This window comes from Chryseobacterium sp. Chry.R1, from assembly GCF_039645525.1.
Lineage (GTDB): Bacteria > Bacteroidota > Bacteroidia > Flavobacteriales > Weeksellaceae > Chryseobacterium > Chryseobacterium proteolyticum.
The window spans coordinates 3,730,716-3,757,428 of sequence record NZ_CP151793.1 but is presented as its reverse complement, the minus strand read 5'-3'; the positions used below and the strand labels follow the sequence as shown (position 1 = coordinate 3,757,428).

The following is a 26,713-nucleotide window of genomic DNA, read 5'->3' as shown; positions in this document are numbered from 1 at the left end:
AAGTCATGTTACTAATACTCGATTTGTCAATTTCACCTGATAATATAAATGAGTAAAATTGAAGACTCACAAGCTTTTTGCTGGTTTTTGCTTTAAGTGCAATTGAAAGGATTCTTCATCTAAACCTTATTTTTAGTTAATTAAGAAAATGTGAACAACATAAAATTATGCGATAAACGAAATTTAGGGTTGAAGGGTGAAGATTTAGGTTATTCTATTATGGGTGTTTCACCGTAAAATGAAAAAATGATATTAATAAAGCTTAAAAATAAAATGATTTATAGATTTCCATTATTAGACTTTTTAATTTGAAATTATTGACTAGATCATATTGGACTATATTGTTATGTGATAAAGCTTTACAGTTAATAAAAAATTCACCCTGATGTGATTATTGTTATGCAGAGAATAATATTGGTCTAAAAGCTTTATAATGAATAAACTAACTGCAATATCTCAATTTGTTATATTTAATTTAATTAAACAACCTTATAATTTAATATTATTTTAATGCTGTTTGTATTAATAAAAAACTTACATTAGCATATCACCAAAATGAGACATAAAGAATCAAAAAGTATGAAAAGCCTATGAATAAAGGCTTTATATGTTAAAACTAAATGAACAAAATTAAATTTCTATGAAAAATGTGTCAACACAAAAAAAAATTAAACACCTGTTCAGGGTCTTTGAGACTTTTAATCCTAACCTGAACAAATTTTCATCTACGGATCACATTCACTCTTCCAAAATATTGAATTTAATACGGCATTAATCATCTACCGCTAAATATTCTATAGAATACACTTTATGTGAGGCTATTTTAGAACAACCCAATGATTATAAGATCAGGTGGGTGGGATAGCTTGTTTCTATTTTAAAAAAACATATCAACATGGAAGATACTTCAAAAAATAATCTTCAGCTGGATAACCAGTTGAACAGGACAGATATTGCCGTTATTGGAATGTCATGCAGGTTTCCCGGAGCGGATAATTATCATGATTTTTGGAATAACCTTATCAATGGAACCTTCAGTGTAACGGAGATTCCGGAATCGCGTTGGGATTGGCGGGAATACTATGGTGATCCCGCGTCGGACATACCAAAAACTAATAGCAAATGGGGAGGATTTATCAATGATATGGATAAATTTGATCCTTTATTCTTTAATATATCCCCTAAAGAAGCTAAATATATTGACCCCCAGCACAGAGTCTTTTTAGAGGCAGCGTGGCATGCAGTGGAAGATGCAGGATACAGCACGGAGAGCCTGTCTGGCAAAAAAGTAGGAGTGTATGTTGGGGTTTCCAAAAATGATTACGCAGAAATGCTGCAATCTACGCATCAGGAGATTAGCTCGTTCGTTTCTACTGGTACGGTACATTCTATTTTGGCGAACAGGGTTTCTTTTTTCCTTGATATCAGAGGGAAAAGTGAAGTGGTAGATACCGCTTGTTCCAGTTCTTTGGTGGCATTGCATAATGCTATCAGGGATATTCGTTCAGGAAATTGCGAATCTGCTCTGGTAGGTGGTGTGAATGCATTGATTACACCAACCATGTATTTGTCTCACGGGAAATCAGGGATGCTATCCTCAGAAGGTAAATGCAAAACCTTTGATGAAAGTTCTGACGGATACGTACGTGGAGAAGGAGTAGGATGTATTTTCATAAAACCATTGTCTGCGGCAATAGCAGATAATGATCATATTATAGGTGTGATTAAAGGAACAGCAGTGAATCATAATGGCCGTTCCAATTCATTGACTTCCCCAAGCGTACGTGCACAGGCTGAAGTAGTAAATGCTGCTTTGGAAGATGCTGCTTTGGAAGCAGGAAATGTAAGCTATATTGAAGCACACGGTACGGCAACGCCATTGGGTGATCCTATTGAGATCAGTGCTTTGAAAAAAGTCTACAGTCAGTATGGAGCGGATGAAAATATCAATTGCACTTTAGGGGCACTAAAAACCAATATCGGTCACCTGGAAAGTGCTGCGGGTATAGCTGGGCTTATCAAAGTTTTGCTATGTATGCAGAATGGAAAGATTCCGGGGATATTGCATCATAAAAAGCTGAATCCATATATCGATTTAAAAGGAAGTCCTTTTGTTATTTCTACTGAAAATACAGAATGGAAGCCTTCTGAGAGCGGAATTCAAAGTGGAGCATTGACAGCCGGGGTAAGTTCTTTTGGAATGGGGGGAGTAAATGCACATGTTATTTTACAGGCGTATGATGGAGAACAAATCAGAAATACGGAGGAAAACGTAAGGAGTTATACCATCCCATTATCTGCAAGAACAGAAAAACAGTTAAAAGCATATGCTGAAAGAATTATAGATTTTATAAGAAAAAATAGGGCAGAATTACGCATACAAGATATTGCCTTTACCCTTCAAAACGGAAGAGATACAATGGCTGCTAAAGCTGTTTTCGTAGTTTCTGACGTAGAAGATCTTATTAAGCAGTTAGAAGAATATATTTCCACAGGAAAAATTAACAAAACCGAGACGGATGCTGAAAATCAACTGGCTGATGGTGTAAGAATTTCTTTACCGGGATATCCTTTTGAAAGAAGAAGATGCTGGATGGATGGAGCTTCTGTATCAGTGGCCACTTCAAATTCAGCAATTGTTCGGGAAGTGGGATCACCATTGATGCAGTTTTTAAACAAAGATCAGCAACAATGGGAATATGAAGCTCTTTTACAATCAACAAATTATTTTATTCGTGATCATGTAGTGCAAGGCGAATGCATGATGCCGGGAGTTGCTTATCTGGAAATTGCAAGATCGGTAGCAGAACAGGCTTGTGGACGTCCGGTTAATGAATTGAATGATGTATGCTGGATGCATTCGGTAAAAGTATATGAAGAGAATGTCCCTTTACAGATCAAACTTACACCAATAAATACAGGATTTTCATTTGAAATCACAACTACTGACGGGGTTCACTCCAATGGAAATGTCTCACTGAAAAGCAATACAACTTCCGCAGGATCTATTGACTTGCAAAAAATAAAACAACGTTGCTCCACTGTAAAAACAACAGAAGAAATCTATCAGGAATTTGCAAAAGAAGGTTTGGCTTACAAGGAAACTTTTCAAACCATCACAGAAGGCTTTTTTGCCTCTGATGAAGCAATATGCCTATTAAAACCTACTAAAAAAGAAAATCCGGTTTCCTCAAAAGTCTGGGAACCGTCTCTATTAGATGGGGTTTTTCAAACCGTTGTTGGATTATGCATCTGGGGTAATGTAGAAGCCCAACATCAGTTATTACCATTTTATTTAAAAGCGATCCGTTGTTATGGTAATCTGGCAGATGCTCATTATGCTTATGTCAAAAAATCAGATACATACCAGAATGGAAACAGGTTTTCATTTGATTTGTTTTTGTGTGATGAACATGGAAATGTGATCCTTGAATTTAATGAATTTGTGAAAAGAGCTTATAAATCAGGACCTGTGACCATTGAGGAAACGGCTGTACCTGTTATTGAGAGCTTACATTATACGACCGATTGGCTAGAAAGACCATTAGGAATCCACGCAGAAAGACCTGCTTCTGTTATTATTTTTGATACGGACGCTTTATTATACGAAAAGATAAAGGCAGAATTAGGTTATACAAAACCAGTTTTGGTATTACCAGGGGATTCTTATGAGAAAAAAGATCAATACACCTATCAGCTTGATGTTGCAGATACGGCATCTTTTAAAAATCTGCTTAAAGATCTTGAAGAAGACGGAATGGTAACGGATAACTGGATCTACAGATGGGGAATGAGCCGTGGTGAACAGGTCGCCGAGAATATGCAGGATATTTATGCATTGTTGTATCTGTCGCAAGCTTTAATTACTGCTGAATATTCTGGACGTATTAAGTTGCTGTTTGCCTACAATTATAATGATACAAAATCTGCTGCTATACAGCAAATGGCAGGTGGGTTTTCCAGAACCTTGGCTTATGAGAACCCAAGGATTTCAATTCTAACATTAGGCATCAGTGAGGCAGATGTATCTTCTTACCAGGATATCATTGTGCAGGAAACGACGCATTATGTGATGGCTCCTCTCCTGGAAGTAATTTACCGTAACAGACTAAGACAGGAAAGAACCGTTGTACCAGTAAGACAACTGAACAACTCATCATCAGAACTATTGTTAAAAGAAAACGGATGTTATATCATTACCGGTGGCACCGGTGGTTTAGGAATGGTATTCGCTGCTTACTTGGCGGAACACTATAAGGCCAATATTATATTAATAGGCCGAAGCTTAAAGAATGAAGCCATTGAAGAAAAGCTTCAGCAATTAAAACAACTTGGAGGAAATGCAGCATACTACAGAGCTAATGTGGCTGATAAAAGAGCACTTTCTGTGGCTATTTCTAAAATCAAAAAGAAATTTAAAACGATTAACGGAGTCATTCATGCAGCTGGTCTGATTGAAGACTCTTTTATCATCAATAAAAAAGCAGATTCATTTGAAAGAGTGATCACTCCAAAAGTATATGGAACGATCAATCTGGATGAATGCCTTCAGAATGAAACGCTTGATTTCTTTATCGTATTTTCTTCAATAGCTTCATTGATGCCTAATCAGGGACAATGTGACTATGCTTCTGCTAACAATTTCCTTGATCACATGATGGAAATCAGAAACAGAAGAGAAATAGAAAAAGGAAATCATGGAATCAGCCTGGCTATTAACTGGCCTTTATGGGAAAGCGGAGGAATTACCGTTTCCGATGAAGAAAGAGAGCATTTATGGCAGGTATTCGGAATGAAACCGATGCTTAATGAAGATGCCTTAAAAGGTTTTGTAAAATTATTAAGCACAGACAATAACTCAACATCAGGTCAGGCGGTATTGATTGAAGGAATTGCAGCTAAAATAGAATCTCACCTAAGTGTCGAGCATGTATTTGATCAAGCCCATAGTGAAAAAAGAGACTCTGAAAAAGGTGATTTCTCTTCAGTACTTAGAAATATGATTGCTGATATTTTACCTAAAACTTCAGTAATAACAGATACAGACAGCTTCAATAAACTAGGTCTTGATTCTTCAGGACTGGTAAAGCTTTCTGCAAAATTGACTGAATATGTGGGAGCAACAATCAATCCTGTTTTATTGATTGAATACAATACCATCAAAAATCTTGCTGCTAATATTGCCAACGAGGTTCCATCTTTTGATCCTGAAAAGATCAGAGAATCTCTGTCAAACGACACTAAAAAGAGTTATATAGCAACTACTTCATTGGTAGATGCTGAACGATCAGACGTAAAGAACTTACTGTTTAGAAAACGATATAGCAATGAAGAATTCTTCATGCAGGATCATGTGGTGGATGGAAAATACAATGTTCCGGGAGCCTGCTACATTGAAATGGGAAGACAGGCTGCCACATTGCTTGGAAAAAGGATTTGCAGTTTATCCAATAATTACTGGCCGGAAGTATTATCATCAGCAGGGCCTGCAATCAATGCTTTTATTCAGATGGTATCAAAGGGTTCATTGTATGCTTACGAAATATTTAGTGAAGATACCAATGGTCGAAAAACAGTACATGCAATGGGTGATGTCAACATGGAAACATCCATTGAACCGGGCGAACTGGGAACTTTTGATATTCAGGCAGCTCAAGAAAAATTAAATATAAGTATAAGCAGGGAAACGGTTTATGAACAAATCATCGCTGAAGGATTACACGTAGGACCTTCTTTTATGCCGATGAAGGAACTGTGGACCAATAAAGAAGAAGCTCTAGGACACCTCATCTTGCCTTTACACGTGGCAGAAACATTGTCAGATTATATTTTACATCCGAGTATGCTTACAGGAGTATTCCAGACCGCTATTATTAATAATAAGCCTAATGGCTTGGAAAACTCCAAATACATTCCGGTGGCCATAGATGAGATTGTATTTACAGGTCAGATTCCTGCGGAGTGTTACGTACATACCATAGCTCACGAAGCTAACAAAACCAGAAGCGGCATCAGAAAATTTGATGCTCAGGTGATGGATATTGAAGGAAATATTATTGCCAAACTTAATGGGTTTTCAATCAAAGAAACAACCAATGCATCCATTACTGTAACTTCAACTCAATCAGTAGCCCCAAGAGTGAAAGCTGTTGAGAGTGGTGAACTTGCGATAGAACGCATTGAAAGTCTTTTGAAAACATTGTTACACGAAGGAGTTGGTCTGGAAGAAGAAGAAATGGATGCTGAAACATCTTTTGAAGAACTGGGAATTAACTCCAGAATGATTATCGATCTGAATAGATTGTTAGCAAAAACCTTCGGAAACTTATCCAAAACCCTATTTTTTGAATACCGCAATATCAATGAGCTGGCAGGGTATTTTCAGAAAAAACATGCGGGTGTATTAAAAGATCTATTAGGTGAACCGGAAGAAATTGATTCAACACCGGAAAGGGTAGAAGAGATTGCTTCTGTTGAGCATTCAACAGAAAAAAGCACAAACAAAGACATTGCTATTGTTGGAGTGAGTGGAAAATATCCAAAATCGAATACACTTTCTGATTTCTGGGATTTGATGAAAAAAGGAGACGACTGTATTGAAGAAATTCCGCAGGATCGTTTTGATTATAAGGGACATTTTGATGAAGATAGAGAAAATGGATTGTTATATGCCCGTTGGGGTGGTTTTATTAATGATGTTGATCAATTTGATCCATTATTTTTTAATATCTCACCAAGAGAAGCAGAGAAAATTGATCCTCAGGAAAGGTTATTTTTAGAGGTAGTCTGGTCCACGTTGGAAGATGCCGGAATTACCCGTGAGAAACTCACAGAACAATCTAAGAAAGTAGGTGTTTTCGTAGGTGCATTATGGCAGCCATACGTTAACCTTGGAATAGAAGAAACAGCCAAAGGAAATCCTGTCGCTCCAAGTGGCCTTTTATACAGTATTCCTAACAGAGTTTCTTACTTCTTTAACTGGACAGGGCCAAGTATGGCCATAGACACTGCTTGTTCTGCATCATTAACGGCTTTACATTATGCCTGTGAAAGCATCAGAAGCGGAGAATCGGAAAGCTGTATTGCCGGAGGTGTGAACTTATCATTGTCATTGAGCAAATATTTATTCCTGAGTCAGAATAATTTCTTAGCCAGTGACGGACGTTGCAGAAGCTTTGGTATTGGAGATGGTTATGTACCAGGTGAAGGGATCGGTGCAGTTTTGCTTAAGCCTCTGGAAAAAGCAATTGCGGATGGTGACCAGATTTATGGGGTGATCAAAGGAACTAACGTTAATCATAATGGAAGAACCAATGGATATACCGTACCAAGTCCTAATTTACAAGGGGAATTGATTCAGTCTGCTTTGCAAAAGACCGGAATTGATCCACGCACCATATCGTATGTAGAAGCTCATGGAACAGGAACATCTTTAGGAGATCCTATTGAAATGACGGGACTTTGTAAAGCTTTTGATGAATATACAGATGATAAACAATTTTGTGCCATCGGTTCTGTAAAATCAAACATCGGGCATCTGGAAGCCGCAGCGGGTATTGCAGGACTGACAAAAATTCTGTTACAGTTTAAACACCAGCATTTAGTACCATCTATTCATTCTGCAACACTGAATCCGAATATCAGTTTTGAAGATACACCCTTCTATGTTCCTCAAAATTTAGCGCCATGGAAAAGACCGGTGATCATTAATCAGAACGGACAATCAGAAGAATTGCCATTAAGAGCGATGTTAAGTTCTTTTGGTGCCGGTGGAAGCAATGCTCATCTTATTATCGAAGAATTCAGAGCACCAGAGCAGACTCCTAAAAATGAATTAGAACAGGATCCTGCGATCATTGTCTTATCAGCTAAAAATGAAGAACGCCTTCAGGAACAGGTATTTAACTTAAAGTATAGTTTAGAAAAAGATAACACCTTATCATTGGCGGATATCGCTTATACTTTACAAACAGGAAGAGAAGCCATGGAAAACCGGGTAGCCTTTGTTGTGAAGGATATTCCATCATTAATAGGTGTACTGGATGACTTTTTAAAAGATACAGATTCTCAAAAAACATATACAACAGGAACCTGTAAAATAGGAACTAAAGGTGAAGAAAAATCTACCGAAGTTCAGAATAGGATCAATGCCGGAGATTGGGCTGGAATTGCTGATCTATGGATACAGGGATCTGTATTCGACTGGAATTTGCTTTACGCTGAAAAACAACCTCGTAAGATCAGCCTGCCTACCTATCCTTTTGCAAGGGAACGCTACTGGCTTCCTACTGCTGAAGAAAAATTGAATCCAACAGGAAAAATTGTTGACAGAACACTACATCCACTGGTACACCAGAATACATCTGACCTGGATCAACAACAGTTCAGCAGCACTTATAGTGGTGAAGAATCATTCTTAGCGGATCATCAGGTACGCCATAATAAAATCTTACCAGGAGTTGCTTATCTGGAGCTGGCAAGGGCTGCGGGTAAATTCAGTAACCATAAGCAAGTTACCCAACTTAAAGAAGTAAGCTGGATCAATCCTTTCTGGGTTCATCAATCAGAAACACTTCACATAGGATTACACCGCGATCAGGAAGATGTGGTTTATGAAATATACAGTGGCCATGAAGACACCCTGATTACTCATAATAGTGGAAGACTTTCCAATGTTTTAACGGCAGCTCCTGCAAAAATGAATATTCAGCAGCTTAAAAAAGACTGTGTCAATGAAATCACAGGATCAGAATTGTATAACACCTTTGATTTAGAAGGATTAAACCTGAAGAGTAGTTTTCAGCAGGTAGAGATCTTATATGTGGCAGAAGAATATGCTTTGTCAAAAATAAAATTGGTGAATAACGAAGGTTGCGTATATCCACCTTGTATTATGGATAGCCTTCTTCATGCCATTTATGGTTTAATGGATTCTTATTCATTGGTACTGCCTTTTTATGCAGGAGAAATTAATTTCTATAAAGGACTTGAAGAAGCCCAGGAGCTTTGGGGTTATGCGGTGAGAAAAAAAGAAGGAGATAACGACAAGGTTGTAACTGCCGATTTTTATTTATTAAATGAAAACGGAGAAGCATTATTATCCTTTAAAGACTTTATCTTCCTGCCTTTGGGAAGCAAGGATTCCGGTCATTCAGGAATAAAGACTTCTTCGAATGAAAAAGGAAAAGTAGTGTATTATCAACAGGAATGGAAAGAAGAAGCCTTAAGCTCAGAACAACTTGAAACCGCCAATCAGATAATTCTTATTGCTGGTGGTGCCATAGATTTGTGCGATAAGCTTCAGGAAGAACTGGGACTGGAAGTTATATCCATCAACCAGGAAAAGCCAGTGGCTTTCTTCAATTCCGTACTATCTAAAATAAAAGAAAAAATAAAGGAGAAAGGGCGTACTCAAATTACGATCGTTTGTCAGAACAGTGATTACCCTGAGTATGGTTTTGTATCCGGATTGCTTAAAACAGCACATCTTGAGTATCCTGGAATTACAGGTAAAGTACTTGCCGTGGATCATTTATCCGTTAAGAATTTGGGAGAACTTACTTCAATGATTGAAGCGGAGCAGCATAATAAAGATGTTGAAGTAGCCTATACTAATGGTGTAAGAACCGTAAAAAGATCAGTGTCTGTAACTTTTGATTCACAAAATACGGAAGGTATAACCTTTAAAAAAGGAGGAGTTTACCTTTTAACGGGTGGTGCAGGAGGCTTAGGTTTGAAGATCGCAGAGCATATTTGCAGTAAAAATAATATTACACTGGTACTAACAGGCAGAAGTGTATGGTCTGAAACCATTAAGACTTTAGTGTATAAAATACCTGGAGCTGTTTATCATCATTGTGATCTGAGCAACTTTGAAGAAACCCAGAAACTGGTACATCTTATTAATCAGGAATATGGTCCTTTAAATGGCGTGATTCACAGTGCAGGTGTCCTTAGAGATAGTTATATCATCAATAAAACATCTTTACAGGTGGATGAGGTTTTTGCAGCTAAAGTAGAGGGGACAAAAAACATTGATGAAGCGACCAAAGATCAGCCATTAGATTTTATGGTATTCTTCTCTTCCATAACAAGCATTAAAGGAAATGCCGGACAGGCGGATTATGCTGCTGCTAATGCTTATTTGAATACGTATGCGACTTACCGAAATACAGAAAGGAATAGTAAAAAAGCAAACGGTAAAACTTTAAGCATCTGCTGGACTTTATGGAAAGATGGCGGAATGCAGGTGAATGAAGAAGACATAAAGCATTTGGAAACACACCTGGGATCACTTTCACTTCCATCCGCACATGGTATAAGGGCTTTTGATACTTTACTAAAAAATGGGAAAGGAGAAATTCTGGTTACCTATGAAAACACTCATGAAGATGTACAGGTTTCTAAAATTAAGGTAGAAGATGCTCCAATAGCCCAAGTAGCTATTGGTCAATCTGAAATTTCAGAAAAAGTTTCAGGTAAAATTATCGAAACAGTAGCAGCGTTGTTAAAATTAAACCCTGCGGCTATTAAAAGAGACAAAGCATTTGGTGATTACGGTTTTGAGTCCGTTTCACTAACCAGATTTGCCCGCCAGTTAAATGCATTTTATGAGCTTAAATTATTACCCACTGTTTTTTATAATTATCCGACGATCAATGATCTGAAAGATTTTTTAATGGAAGAACATTATGTGTCAGTAGCTCAAAAACACAGCTCATCTGTAGTTGTAAAATCAGAAGAGGTTCAACCTGCTACGATCATACACAAACGAGTTGCTTTCAATAATGAGGGACGTACCGCATTACCAAAAACAGCTGTGAATGTCATCAGTAACAATACTGATACAACACAAAAAGCAGTTGCTATTATTGGGATCAGTGGACGTTTCCCTGGGTCAGATGATTTAGATGCTTTCTGGAAAAATATCAGTCACAATAAAGATCTGATCACTGAAATTTCTCCAGACCGATGGGATTGGAAAGCGTATTACGGAGATCCGTTAAAAGAAAAAAATAAGACCAAAGCTAAATGGGGCGGACTGATCTCCGACATTGATAAATTTGATCCTTTATTCTTTAACATCTCTCCGCGTGAAGCAGAACTGATGGATCCACAACAAAGAATCACTCTGGAGGCCGTATATCATGCTCTTGAAGATGCAGCAATTGCACCGGATAAGATCAAAGGAAGTGACACCAGTATTTTTATTGGAGTTTCCACATCCGACTATTCTATGTTAGTGAATAATCAGTCTGATTTAACCGGACAGGGACATTATGCAACCGGATCAGTACATTCTATCCTGGTCAACAGAATATCTTATTTATTAGATATTCGTGGGGCAAGCGAGCCTGTGGATACCGCTTGTTCTAGTTCACTGATTGCCATTCACCGTGCCGTAGCACACATCAGAAACGGAGATAGCAAAATGGCAATTGCCGGAGGGGTAAATGCACTTCTTTCTCCGGAATTGACTCTTTCATTCAGTGAATCTGGAATGCTAAGCGTAGATGGACGTTGTAAAACATTTGACGAAAGTGCTAATGGTTATGTACGTGGTGAAGGAGTAGGAGTGGTGATCTTAAAATCATTGGAACAGGCAGAAGCAGACGGAGATCATATTTACGGAATTATCCGTGGAAGCGCAGAAAACCATGGTGGAAAAGCCAATACACTAACTTCTCCAAACCCGAATGCTCAAAAAGAACTGTTGGTTAAAGCGTATAGAAGAGCAGGAGTTCATCCGGCAGATGTAAGCTATATAGAGGCTCATGGAACAGGAACTTCGCTGGGAGATCCCATTGAAATAGAAGGATTGAAACTTGCTTTTAATACTTTATATAAACAGAGAAATCAAACTCCGGCAGAAGTTGCCTATTGCAGTATTGGAAGTGTCAAAACAAATATTGGCCACCTGGAAGCTGCTGCAGGAATTGCAGGGGTAATGAAGGTCATCCTGGCGATGAAACATAAAACACTGCCTGGAAATCCTCATTTGATTCAGACCAACCCATATTTAAATCTGGATGGAAGTCCGTTCAGGTTGCAGCAAAATACAACCGACTGGAATGTTGCTGACAACAAACCAAGAATTGCGGGAATCAGTAGTTTTGGTTTTGGAGGAGCCAACGCTCATTTAATTATAGAAGAATATATTCCTACCAGAAAAGGAATTGTGGAAGGACAGCCTGCTGTTATTTTATTATCTGCAAAAAATGCAGACCGGTTAAAAGCTAAAGCATTGCAGTTGAAAACATTCTTGCAAGCTCATCCGGATACTGATTTACACGAACTGGCTTACACGTTGCAATCAGGGCGTGAAGCGATGGAAGAACGTCTTGCATGGATTGCAGAAAGCCAGGATGATCTATTGACTCAGTTGGAGAACTACACCAATGGCAATAGCTTTGGATTCTATCAAGGAAATATCAATCAGGAGCAGATCGGCTTCCTTCTCGAGGGAACTGCAGGAAAAGCCTATGTGGAAACAGCTTTTAAAAATAATGAGATCAAAAGCCTTGCTCAGCTGTGGATAAAAGGAATTGATGTTGATTGGAAACTATTGTACACAGATATGTTACCAAAACGCATCAGTCTCCCTGTTTATCCATTTGCAAGACAACGGTACTGGATCCCTGATTCTCCTAAAAGAATAGTGCATGCACCAATCACAGAAAATCATCTGCATCCTTTGTTACATACCGATGAATCTAATGGTAAGCAAAAACAATACGCGGCAGTATATGATGGAACTGAATCTTTCCTTTATGATCACATCGTAAATGATGAGAAAATACTTCCGGGAGTAGCCTATCTGGAAATAGCGAGAGCAGCAGGGGCTTTGAGCTCCCAAAAGCAAGTGGTAAAATTAAAAAATGTGAGTTGGCTGAACCCGCTAAAACTTGAAAATGGAATGGTCTCTATTGCCGTTACATTGGATCCAGAACCAACAGGTCTTAATTACAAAATTTATAATCAGAAAAATAGCCAGCTTCTTTATGGAAACGGTTTGATCATTACCGGTGAGGGAGAACCTCTCGGAAGATATGATCTGGAAATGATGAAAGCGGCCTGCTCAAAGGTTATTCCTGGAGCAGAAGTTTATCACAATTTCAAAGAAAACGGATTGAACCTTGGAAAGAGCTTCAGAGGAGTTGCCCAAATTAACGTAGGGGAGAATATCGCTTTATCAGAGATCCGTCTTGAAGAACTGGAAGGTTGCATGTATACACCGGGTATTATGGACAGTCTCTTGCATACTATTTACGGATTGGTTATTTCCGGAGGAGAAGCCTATTCATTGGAGTTACCCTATTTTGTAAAAGAAGTATATTTTTATGAGCCTATAACAGATGCTTCAGTATTGTGGGGCTATGCCAGAAAAAGTGAAAATTACAAAGACGGCGATCAGGTCGTTGCATACGATCTGGATCTCCTGAATAATGAAGGAGATGTATTGTTAAGCTTCAAAGATTTTGTGGCACTTCCCTTGGATGGTCTTGAAACTACGGTACAGGAAGATACTCCTGACGAAACTGTTGAAAAATCGGTTGACGAACAAATAACAGCACCAGTTGAAGCAAGTTTGCTAAAGAAAAAAGCAACCGATAAGATCATCAGTATTGTTGCTGAATTAGTAAGAATGGAGCCTGCCGAAATTGAAAATGATAAAAAATTCGGAGATTATGGGTTTGATTCCATTTTATTAACCCGTTTCAACAATGAGCTCAACGGTTATTATGATCTGGATCTGATGCCAACGGTCTTTTATAATTATGCAACCATCAATAAACTGGCTGCATTTATGACAGAAGAATATACGGAGGCACTCACTGCATTGCACGGAGAATCTCCTGCTGTTCCAATAGCTAATCCGGTTGAAAAAATCACAATAAAAAAGAGCGCTTTTTCAACAACCGTTGCAACACCTGTAAAGCAACCAGTAAAACAGCTCACTCCTTACAAACCAAAGCCACAATCCGTCAATGAACCTATTGCTATTATTGGGATGAGTGGACGCTTTCCGGGATCACCGGATCTGGATACTTTCTGGAAAAATATCAGCGAAAATAAAGACCTGATCACAGAAGTTCCCGCAGACCGATGGGATTGGAAAAAATATGACGGAGATCCTTTAACGGAAAAGAATAAAACCCGATCCAAGTGGGGAGGTTTCCTTACCGATATCGATAAGTTTGATCCTGCATTTTTCAGTATTTCTCCCATGGAGGCTGAGCTAATGGATCCTCAACAACGTATTCTCATGGAGTCCGTATACCAGGCGCTGGAAGACGGTGGAATTGCAACAGAAAGCATTAAAGGGACCAATACCGGAATATTTATAGGAGTTTCTGCCTCTGACTATTTGATACGCCTTCGCCATGAAACCGATTTAGCGGGACAAATGCATACCACTACAGGCTCCGTACATTCCATGATGGTGAACAGGATTTCCTATTTACTGGATATCAATGGACCAAGTGAACCGGTAGATACTGCCTGTTCAAGTTCATTAATTGCCATTCACAGGGCGGTTGAAAATATCAGAAGCGGTATGTGTAATATGGCTATTGCAGGAGGAGTGAATGCACTACTTTCTCCAGAGTTGACCCTTTCTTTCAGCCAATCAGGAATGTTGAGCAAAGACGGAAGATGTAAAACGTTTGACCAGAGTGCCAATGGATACGTAAGAGGAGAAGGAGTAGGAATTATTGTCCTTAAATCATTGAAACAGGCCATTGCAGATGGTGATCCTATTCATGCGGTGATCAGAAGTACCGCAGAAAACCATGGGGGAAGAGCGAACACCTTAACTTCACCTAATCCGATTGCACAAAGAGATCTTTTGCTTCATGCCTATCGCAGTGCCGGAATCGATCCGCGTGATGTAAGTTATATTGAAGCTCACGGTACCGGAACACCTCTTGGAGATCCGATAGAAGCAGAAGGACTGAAGCTTGCATTTAAAGATTTATATAAAGATAAAGGACTTCAACAGCCTGCAGAACCGCATTGCAGTATCGGAAGTGTAAAAACCAATATCGGACACCTGGAATCTGCAGCAGGTATTGCAAGTACTATTAAAGTACTACTGTGTATGAAACACAATACATTGCCAGGAAATCCACACTTAAAAAATCCTAATGAATACCTGAAATTAAACGGAAGTATCTTCCAGTTGCGAACAGAGACAGGTCCCTGGATCACATCCGATAACCGTCCTAAAATTGCGGGAATCAGCAGTTTCGGATTCGGAGGCGCCAATTCACATATTATCATTGAAGAATACCGACCTGATCAGACAACTCCTTATCAGGAAGACGGCCAGTCCATTATTATACTTTCTGCAAAAACTAAAGACAATCTGAAACAGCAGGTGAGTAACCTTTTAGATTTTGTTCAAAAAAATCCTGAAGCGAATCTTTTTGATATTGCCTATACCCTGCAAACGGGCAGGGATGAAATGGAAGAAAGACTGGCCTTGGTCGTAACCAATAAAATCGAATTGATGAGCAGACTGACAGATTATCTTTCAGGAAATTCAGAACATGGATTTACAGGAAATATAAAACAGGATAAAACGGGTTCCGGAAATGCCTATATCAGTATTGCCATTGACAATAAAGACCTCAATTCATTGGCAGGCTTATGGGTTAAAGGAGCATCTGTAGATTGGAACCTGCTATATATCAACGGACGTCCTTCGAAAATCAATTTACCGGTTTATCCGTTTACCAAAAACAGATACTGGATCCCTGTCAGTTCATTCCTGCTAAAAACAATGGCAAATACCAGAATTCATCCATTACTGCATATGAATGAATCGGATTTAAATGAACAAAAGTATACCAGTATTTTTACAGGTGAGGAAGTTTTCCTGAGCGATCATAAAGTAAGAAACGAAAAGATATTGCCGGGAGTTGCTTATCTCGAACTGGCAAGAATTGCCGGAACATTGAGTACAGGCCAAAAGGTAACACAACTTAGAAATATCAGTTGGGTCAATCCGATTTCCATCGTGGATGACTATGCAAAGATTTCAACCGCGATTTATAGGGATGGTGATCAGCTTTGCTATGAGGTTTATAACGATGAAGAAGTGGTACATGGTAATGGTCAGATATCGACCGATAAGCTTATCCAGCCGGAAAATATGGATATCAATGCTTTGAAGGCTAAAGCCAATAAGGTGTTGGATGGGAAAGGAATGTACAATGAATTTTTGGCTGCTGGACTTGATCTCGGTGCTGTCTATCAGGGAGTTCAAAAGATGTATGCAGATGACTATGGCTGTTTAGCTAAAATTAATCTGACCAGCCTCGAAGGCTTTATGTACACTCCTGGAATCCTTGACAGTATGCTCCATACCATTTATGGTTTCCAGCAACTCGCTGACGAAACGTATTCATTGGCACTTCCTTATTTTATGGGAGAGATGAGCTGCTACCAGACATTAGAAGGACAATCATTGTGGGCATATGCACGAAAAAATGAGCAAACCAAATCAGAAGATAAGCTGGCAGCATACGATATTGATCTGATCAATGATCATGGTGTCGTTCTAGTAAGTTTCAGAAACTTTGTAGCCCTTCCGTTAGATGGTTTTAAACCCACAAAGTTAGTTAAAAAAGATACTGATACATTTATCTATCAGCCGGTTTGGGAAGAAATGACTGTAGAAAACACACAGGTAAGAGAGACCGAGAAACAGTTCATTTGGCTTGCAGGGGGTACAGATTCATTGGCAGAAACATTAAAAGAAAGATTGGGAATCCCGGTACAGACCATTGCAATCGATCAGCCAATCGAATATTTTACTACAATACTTGAACAGCTTAAAAGTTATCTGAAGAAAAATGCTTCAGTGCATATCACAGTGGTTTACCCAAATCATCAGTATCCACAGGCAGGATTTATTACCGGTTTGTTAAAAACGGCAGTTCAGGAAAATCCTGGAGTTACCGGACAGACCATCGGTGTAGACAGCTTCGATCCTGATTTTCTGGCAGAATTACTGAAAAATGAAGTAAGTAAAAATGCTGAAATCCGTTATGATCAGGTTATTTTCAAAACAAAACAGTTCAGACCGGTAGTAAAAGATATTCTAGCGGTAGATCAAATGGCGATCCGTGAACATGGAGTATACCTCATTACAGGTGGTGCCGGTGGTCTGGGACAGATTTTCGCGAAGCATATAAGCAAAACTAAAAATGTGAAAATTATCCTGACAGGCAGAAGAACTGCAGATCAGGAGATAGAAAAACTACTGTCTGAAATTCCGGGAACAGTATATTATTCATGCGATATTACAGATTATCAGGACACAGAGCGATTGCTTACAACCATCAAAGAAACCTATAACGCATTGAATGGAATTATCCATAGTGCCGGAACGTTGAGAGATAGCTTTATTCAGAATAAAACCCAGGAGCACTTGGAACAGGTGCTTCATCCTAAAATTACAGGAACGAAGGTATTAGATGAAGTAACAAAAGACGAACCTCTTGATTTTATGATGTTCTTTTCATCCGTTGCAGCATTAACGGGCAATGCAGGACAATCAGATTATGCGTCGGCCAATACTTATCTGGATCATTATGTGGAATACCGAAATGAAGCTGCCACCAAAGGACAGAGATCAGGAAAAACAATCAGTCTGAACTGGCCATTATGGAAATCCGGTGGAATGCAGGTAAGTGCAGCAGGAGAAAAATACCTTGAAAGTCAGTTTGGGATGATCCCAATGGCAACAGAAACTGGTCTTGAGATGTTCGATCTTATTCTGAAAGCCCAGTCAGGACAATATGCGGTGTATTTTGGTAAAGAAGAAGGAATTTCCAGAACGACAGGTAATGCAGTTGCAAATACCACTCAAAAAAATGTTTCAGTACTTAAAAGTACAAATGAAAACGTAGGTGGTTCAAAAACGGCGAAAGATAAGATCGTTAGAGAAGTGAGTGAAATTGTAGCAAAACTGCTTAAAATGGATGTTTCTACGGTTGACCAGGAAACAGAATTTGGTGAATATGGTTTTGATTCCCTTTTAATGACCCAGTTTACCAGTGCTTTGAATAATTTCTACGATCTTAAATTAATGCCAACGGTATTTTACAACTATCCGGCTATTGGAATATTTTCAGAATTCCTGATCAAAGAATATCCAAACCTTGCAATAGAAAGTAAAAATGATTCAAGGGCTGTTACTCCAGCTCAGGATTCAACTCAATTTGATCAGTTTTCCGGGCGTAAAAACAGAAAACATGCTTTACAATACAACAGCTCACCGGTAAAGGCAGCTCAAAAGCCAGCTGAAGAGGGAATTGCTATCATAGGGATCAGCGGACGTTTTCCGGGATCTCCCGATATCAATACTTTCTGGGAAAGGATTAAAAATAATGAAGATCTGATCACAGAAATCCCTGAAGACCGATGGAGCTGGCAGGAATATTACGGAGATCCTCAAAAAGAAAGCCGTAAAACCAAAGCAAAATGGGGTGGATTTATCAGCGATATCGACAAATTTGATCCTTTATTTTTCAATATTTCGCCTAAAGAAGCTGCTTTAATGGATCCTCAGCAAAGAATTACCCTTGAAGCTGTATACCACGCTTTGGAAGATGCAGGAATAGCCACTTCCGCATTAAGAGGAACCAATACCGGAACCTTTATCGGAGTATCTGCGGTAGATTATTCCATGTTATTGAATAACGGAACCGATCTTACAAGTCTGGCACAGTTTTCCACAGGTGCCGCTCATTCGATATTGGTGAACAGAATTTCTTATCTATTGGATATTCATGGACCAAGTGAGCCGGTGGATACTGCGTGTTCAAGTGCATTAATTGCCATTCATCGAGGCGTAGAACACATCAGAAACGGACATTGCGATATGGCCATTGCAGGTGGAGTCAACGCCATACTGTCTCCGGAACTGACGCTTTCCTTCAGCAGTGCAGGGATGTTGAGCGAAGATGGAAGATGTAAAACTTTTGATCAGCGTGCCAATGGTTATGTTCGTGGAGAAGGAGTAGGAATTGTGATCCTGAAGTCTTTAAGCAAGGCTGAAGCTGATGGTGATCATATCTACGGAGTGATCCGTGGAACGGCTGAAAACCATGGTGGAAGAGCTAATACGTTAACCTCTCCGAATCCCAATGCACAAAGAGATCTATTGGTAAAAGCATACCGAAATTCAGATATAGATCCACGTGATATCAGCTACATAGAAGCACATGGGACAGGAACAGCGCTGGGTGATCCTATAGAAATTGAAGGGCTTAAGCTTACATTCAATACATTATATGAGGATAAAGGACTACAGCAAACACAAAAAGCCTATTGCAGCATTGGTAGTGTAAAAACAAATGCCGGACATCTTGAGTCTGCAGCCGGAATGGCCGGATTAGCAAAAGTATTGATGGCCATGAAGCATAAAGTTTTACCTGGTAATCCGCATTTGCAAAATCCAAATGCCTATTTACAAATGGAAAATACCCCATTCCGTTTACAGAAAGAAACTACAGAATGGACCAGCGAAGGAAATAAGCCACGAATTGCCGGGATCAGCAGTTTCGGATTTGGAGGAGCCAATGCACACATCATTATTGAAGAATATCAGTCATCAAAATTGACTCATAAAATAGATGACAGTGCTATTATTCCATTATCGGCAAAGACAAAGGGGCAACTTCAACAACAGATTATCAATCTTAAGAACTATCTGGAGCTGAATCCTCAGCTTGATATACATGATGTCGCTTATACTTTGCAAAATGGGCGTGAAAAGATGAAGGAAAAAGCGGTATTTATAGCAGCTAATACCAAAGATCTTATCAACCTTCTTTCTGAAAAAAGAGATCTGAATGTTCCTGTTTGCAAACCGGAAGAAAATAATAGAGCTTTAATTTCAACGGCAGAAAACTGGTTAAGCGGAGTATTAAAAGATTGGTCTGCTTGTTATCCGGGTCAGAAACCAGCTAAAATAAGTTTACCAGTGTATCCGTTTGCACGTAATCGTTATTGGATTCCGGAAGGAAAAAAGACAGTAGCCGTTTCTGCAAAAGAGCCAGATCAGGAACTATTTGAATATTCTTCAGAAAACATAACAATAGAAGAAAGAGCTGAACCTGCTGATGTAAAGACTAAAACAGCTCAGGATAACAGTTGGCTGATGGCAAAATTAATTCAGATCGCAGCAGCAACGATTGTGTTGCCTGAAGAAGATTTTGATACGACCACTCAGTTTAAAGACTATGGTTTTGATTCCATTATGGGTGTTGAACTGGTAAACAATATCAATTCCGAACTGAATATCACCATCAAGGCAACTGATTTATACAGTTATCCTAACATTAATTTAATGACGGATTATGTGTTAAAGAATTTCTCTGAAGAATTGCAGGCTCCTGTTGAGGTTCATCACTATGCTGTTGCAGATAAAACCATATTAACCGAAAAGAAAAGTCAGGCAGCTGAAAATAAAGTTTCAAAGCATTCTTATTCCACCGCTGAAATTGCGATTATAGGAATCAGTGGACAATTCGGAACGGCCAATGATCTGAATGAATACTGGAAAGTATTGGCAGAAGGGCAGTGTCTTGTCAAAGAGATAAAGGATGAGAAATGGACGAGAGATGATAACAATGTGGAAGGACAGAAAAGATGGGCAAGCTGTTTGGAAAATCCGGACTATTTTGATCCTTTATTCTTTAAACTTTCAGGGTCTGAAGCAGAAATGATGGATCCTATGCAGCGGTTATTCCTTGAACATAGCTGGAAAGCTATTGAAGATGCAGGAATTGACCCAGACTCTCTTTCATCTCTGAAATGCGGTGTATATGCAGGAGCAGGACACAGTGATTATATTGCTGGAACTGAAGGAACATTACCTTCGGCGCTTTGGGGAAATTCAAGTGCGATATTGGCCTCAAGAATTTCTTATTTCCTTAATTTAAAAGGACCTGCAATAGCCGTCAATACAGCTTGTTCAAGCTCTTTGGTTGCAATGGATCTTGGATTTAACAGTCTTCAAAGAGGCGATACAGATCTTGTTTTGGCGGGTGGTATCAATATTATCAATTCTGCCCATTCACATGATATGGCGGTAAGAGCGGGTATGCTGTCTGCAGATGGACGATGCTACACCTTTGATAGTAGAGCTAATGGCTTTGTGATGGGAGAAGGTGTTGGTGTTGTTGTTTTGAAAAGGCTGGCAGATGCAGAACGGGATAACGACCGTATTTATGGAGTGATCAAAGGAAGTCTGACCAACCAGGACGGAACAACCAACGGTATTACCGCTCCAAGTGTAGTATCTCAGGAAGAACTGGAGAAAGAAGTATATGACAGGTTTAATATCAATCCTGAAACCATCACCTACGTGGAAGCTCACGGAACAGGTACGGGATTAGGAGATCCTATAGAATTTGAAGCTTTAAATGCATCATTCAGAGCGTACACCAATCAACAGAATTTCTGCAGTCTGGGAAGCGTGAAAACAAATATAGGTCATGCTTTAGAAGCTGCCGGAGTGGCTAGTGTTTTAAAAGTACTTCTGGCAATGAAACATAAACAATTGCCGCCTAGCATTAACTATGAGAAGCCTAATGCGTTAATCAATTTTAAAGGGAGTCCATTTAAAATACAGGATACACTAACCGATTGGAATACACCGGCTAATACAAAAAGAAGAGCGGCCATCAGCAGCTTTGGTTTTAGTGGAACCAATGCGCACATGGTTATTGAAGAATACATCCCTCAGGAAAAGAAAGAGGTTAAGCATAGCGGAGATGTATTGATTGTATTGTCAGCTAAAAGCAGAGAACAATTGATTGTACAGGCTGAACAACTTGTTAAACATATTAAAAATGAACCGTTGATCAGCTTATATGATATTGCTTACACCTTGCAGGTCGGAAGATCAGCAATGGAAGAAAGATTGGCTATTCCAGCAAAAACAATTGAGGATCTGGTTGATCGACTTACTGATTTTACAATCGGAAAAGGAGGGCATTATTTTACTGGAAATATCAGACAGCATAAAAAAGAAGTCAATCGATCTTCCGAAGCATCTGCGATTCAAAATGCTTTAGCCAATAAATTCTGGACAGCTGTAGGAGAATATTGGGTAAAAGGATTTCCTGTAAAATGGAATGTATTATATCAGGAAACGAAGTGTAATAAAGTTAGTCTACCTCATTATCCTTTTGCAAGAGAAAGATATTGGCTGAAATCTGAACAGAAAATAGTTACAAGTTCTGCTATTGCACATCCTTTATTGCATCAGAATAATTCCAGTCTAAAGAATTGTTTGTTTAGCAGTCTGCTGAATGGAAGTGAATCTTTTTTAAGAGATCATAAGGTCTTTGGAGAACAGGTTCTGCCTGGAGTCGCTTATCTTGAAATGGCCCGTGTAGCAGGTGAGATGGGTGCTGAGGTTTCAATAGCTCAATTAAGAGAAGTGAACTGGTTACAACCTGTAAAGGTTAATACTGAATCAGTACAACTTCACATTAATATTGAAACTTTAAATAATGAATGGACTTATAAAATCTATTCAGGTCCTAACGAGAAACAACTGCATGGACAGGGAATCATGGGTTCGGTTTCCAGCTCAGCTCCTCAGATCAAAAACATCAATAAGTTACGAAATAGCTTTATTTCAAAAATGGATAAAGCAGCCTATTATGAATTGTTCAGATCTATTGGATTGGACTATGGAACAACCTTCCAGGGAGTTCAGGAGGTTTGGTATAATGAGGAGTCTGCATTATCAAGAATTGAGCTAACTCCCGAAGCTGGATTTACTTTATCCCCTGGAATGATGGATGGCGCATTACAAACCTGCATGGCGATCAGTCTTTCTGATCAAAGCCAGCAATTGATGTTGCCATTCAGTGTAAGGGAGATCAATATCTATAAGCCTTTATCACAAGAAATCTGGTGTTATGTGAGAAAAAACAGTTCAGGTAAACAATCCAGCAGTTATGAGATTGAAATGCTGAATCAGCAGGGTGAGGTTCTGATCAGTTTCACTGAGTTAGTGGTTTTAACATTAGAAAACAACAACAGTACATCTTCGGTGACTCATGAGAATAAACGTCAGAATACGGAAACTTCAGAGAGTGGTATTGGATTATACCTTTATGCTAATGAATGGCAGAAAGCAGGTGTAGAGGAATTTAATTCAAAAAGAACAAACACATCAATTGCTCCTTTGGTATGTATGGCGGGTGGTTCTGCAGTATTAGCAGAAAAGCTGGAAGAGAGCCTGGAATGTGAAGTAAAGATGATTCATGAAAATGCTCCGGAAGAAACTTTTATTCAGATTCTTGAAGAAATACAGCAAAGAAAACCTGTAGGGCAAATGATTCAATTGGTATATCCTGCCGGAGAAGAAATGGATTATAGTTTTCTTTCAGGATTATTGAAAACAGCAGTACAGGAAAGCTTAGTGTCCGCAGGAAAACTAATTGAAGTAGACAATCTGTCGATTAACGGATTGAATGAATTAGTGAGGATTTTACAAATTGAACAGGAAAATACCGATGCTGAAGTTCGATATCACCTTGGAAGAAGAGAAGTAAAAAAACTGAAAGTTTTAAACATAAACGACAATCAAGAGGTAAAAACAGCCGCTAAAGAAAATGGTGTTTATCTGATCACCGGAGGTGCAGGCGGATTGGGATTATTATTTGCAGATTACTTCAATCAGATTGCAGGAACAAAAGTAATATTGGTCGGCAGAAGTGAGCTTAATGCTTCACAAAAAGGCAGATTAAGAGAATTGTCCAGCACCGCTTACGAACAATGCGATATTACTGATCTTGGAAGCGTAACGGCTTTAATGAAAAAAATCAAAAATGAATATGGCCGTATTGATGGTATTATTCATAGTGCTGGGGTAACCAGAGATAGCCTGATGATTCACAAGACAGCAGCTGAGGTTAGGGATGTTTTCTCTGCTAAAGTAAAAGGAGCTAAAAACATTGATCTGGCAACCAAAAATGAAAATCTTGATTTCACGGTTTATTTTTCATCATTAGCGGGAATATTCGGGAATACAGGACAGTCGGATTACGCATCAGCTAATTTGTGGCTGGATCATTTTGCTTCACATCGCGAAATGGAACGGCTTCGTGGAAAAAGAACAGGAAAGACAGTAAGCATCAACTGGCCATTATGGAAAGAGGGCGGAATGCAGATCAGCACAGAACACGAGAAATATATGGCGCATCATTTTGGTTTATGGCCAATGCTGACTGCTGATGGACTTCGTGCTTTTGACACTTTATTAAACAGCAATTTCAATCAGGGAATTGTAATCTATGGAGATCCTGAAAAACTGGGAATAGAAAAAGGAAGTTCACTACCTCAAAAAGAAGTGGCAAAAGAAACTCCGGTTCCCCAGGCTGATGACCATTTATATGAAGCATCTATAGAATATATTGGGACATTGATAGCCGGAACCTTAAAGATCCCTGTGGCTAAATTACAGCAGGATATTCCTTTTGAAGAATTTGGTATCGATTCTACGATAGTCGTAAGATTGACGAACCTATTGGAAGAAAAACTCGGTAAGGTTTCAAGAACCGTATTTTTTGAATGTCAGACCTTGGGTGAATTGGTTTCTCATTTCCTGAAAACCCATCGCAATGAACTTATGAAACTAACAGGATCAGCAACAACCGTTGATCATAAGAAATTAGCATTTACAGATCAGATAAAAAATATACAATCTACAGCATCTGATAAGGCAGTAGATCAACGAACAGAAACTCCTGAAAAAGAACTTCCTGAATCATTAATACTATCTGAAGATATTGCCATTATCGGATTGAGTGGAAAATATCCTGATGCTAAGAATCTGGATGAGTTTTGGGAGAATCTTAAATCAGGAAAAGACAGCATCAGAGAAATCCCTGAAGACCGATGGAAGATCAGCGATTTTTATGATCCTGTAAAAGGTAAAGAAGGGAAAACCTATAGCAAATGGGGTGGATTTATGAAAGATATTGATCTTTTTGACCCTTTATTCTTTAATATTTCTCCTAGAGAAGCAGAAATCATGGATCCTCAGGAAAGACTTTTCTTACAAACGGTATGGGAAACCATGGAAGATGCGGGATATACAAAAACCAAACTTCAGGGGAAAGTAAATGAAACAAGCGGTATGTCAGGACAGGTTGGAGTATACGTAGGAGTAATGTACGAAGAATACCAGTTATTCGGAGCAGAAGAAACAGCAAAAGGAAATCCGACAGCTTTACTGGGCAACCCAAGCGGTATTGCCAACCGGGTATCTTACTTTTTCAATTTCCACGGACCTAGTATGGCGGTAGATACGATGTGTTCTTCTTCTTTAACGGCAATCCATATGGCTTGTAAAGATTTACAGTCAGGAGAAATAGAAATGGCTGTTGCAGGAGGAGTTAATCTAAGTTTGCACCAAAACAAATTTTTAATTTTAAGTGAAGGTGGATTCGCCTCCAGCAAAGGCCGATGCGAGAGTTTCGGAGAAGGTGGAGAAGGCTATGTACCGGGTGAAGGAGTTGGAGCTGTGTTACTAAAACCTTTAAGCCGTGCTGTTGCTGACGGTGATCGTATTTACGGAGTGGTTAAAGGAACAGCTGTCAACCATGGCGGCAAAACCAATGGTTACACCGTCCCGAATCCAAAAGCTCAGACTGCGGTTATTAAAGCGGCCATGAAAAAAGCAGGAATTCAGCCTGAAGATTTCAGCTATATCGAAGCACATGGAACAGGAACAAGTTTAGGAGATCCTATAGAATTGACCGGATTAAAGAATGCATTCGAATCTGATGCTAAACAATTTTGCAGCGTAGGTTCCGTAAAATCGAACATTGGGCATTGTGAATCAGCAGCAGGAATATCAGGATTAACAAAGGTGTTGCTTCAAATGAAACATCGTCAATTGGTTCCTTCTCTGCATTCTGAAGTACTCAACCCGAACATCGATTTTGAAAACAGTCCATTCAGAGTACAACAGTCTCTGGAAGAATGGTCAACACAAGATAATAAGGCACGGATCGCTGGAATCAGTAGTTTCGGTGCAGGAGGAAGTAATGCCCATATCATTATTCAGGAATATATTAGCCCTCAGCCTGCAGATCATAACATTTCTGGACCAGCAATTATTTTGCTGTCAGCTAAAAATGCAAACAGACTCCGGGAGAAGGTTTCAGATCTGAAAGATTTTGTTGAAAAGAATGCAGAAATCAATCTTTATGACCTTGCTTATACCTTACAGACGGGACGAGACGCACTGGAAGAGCGCTTAGCATTTTTATCCGAAAGCAAAGCTGATCTGATCTTACAGCTGAACAATTATCTGAACCATCATCTTGAAGAATTGCTTACCGGAAATGTCCGTAAGGATGATTCTGGGTTTATGCTGGAAGGAAAAGCTGGAAAAGCTTATCTGGAAAGTGCTCTCCAGGAAAGGGAAAGCGAGTCCCTAATGAAATTATGGATAAAAGGAGCGGTTATCGATTGGGAAGTGTTATATCAGGATGTTAAGCCATCCATCATCGGTTTGCCATCTTATCCTTTTGCAAGGGAAAGCTACTGGTTTGCCAAAAAGGAGGAAGATCCTGTAAAACATACGATTCAGGTACAGCCCATTATACAAGTTCGGGATGAACAAAAACTACATCCTCTTTTACACGCTTATAAAAATTAATTGACTTAT

At 39.1% G+C, this 26,713-nt stretch carries 1 protein-coding gene; it reads left to right on the top strand.

The genetic code is table 11. The features are described from left to right. Positions 1-895 precede the first annotated feature (895 nt). Positions 896-26,704, top strand: a complete 25,809-nt coding sequence (locus tag AAEU33_RS16855; RefSeq protein WP_345989029.1) for an SDR family NAD(P)-dependent oxidoreductase — start codon at positions 896-898, stop codon at positions 26,702-26,704. The last annotated feature ends 9 nt before the right edge of the window (positions 26,705-26,713 follow it).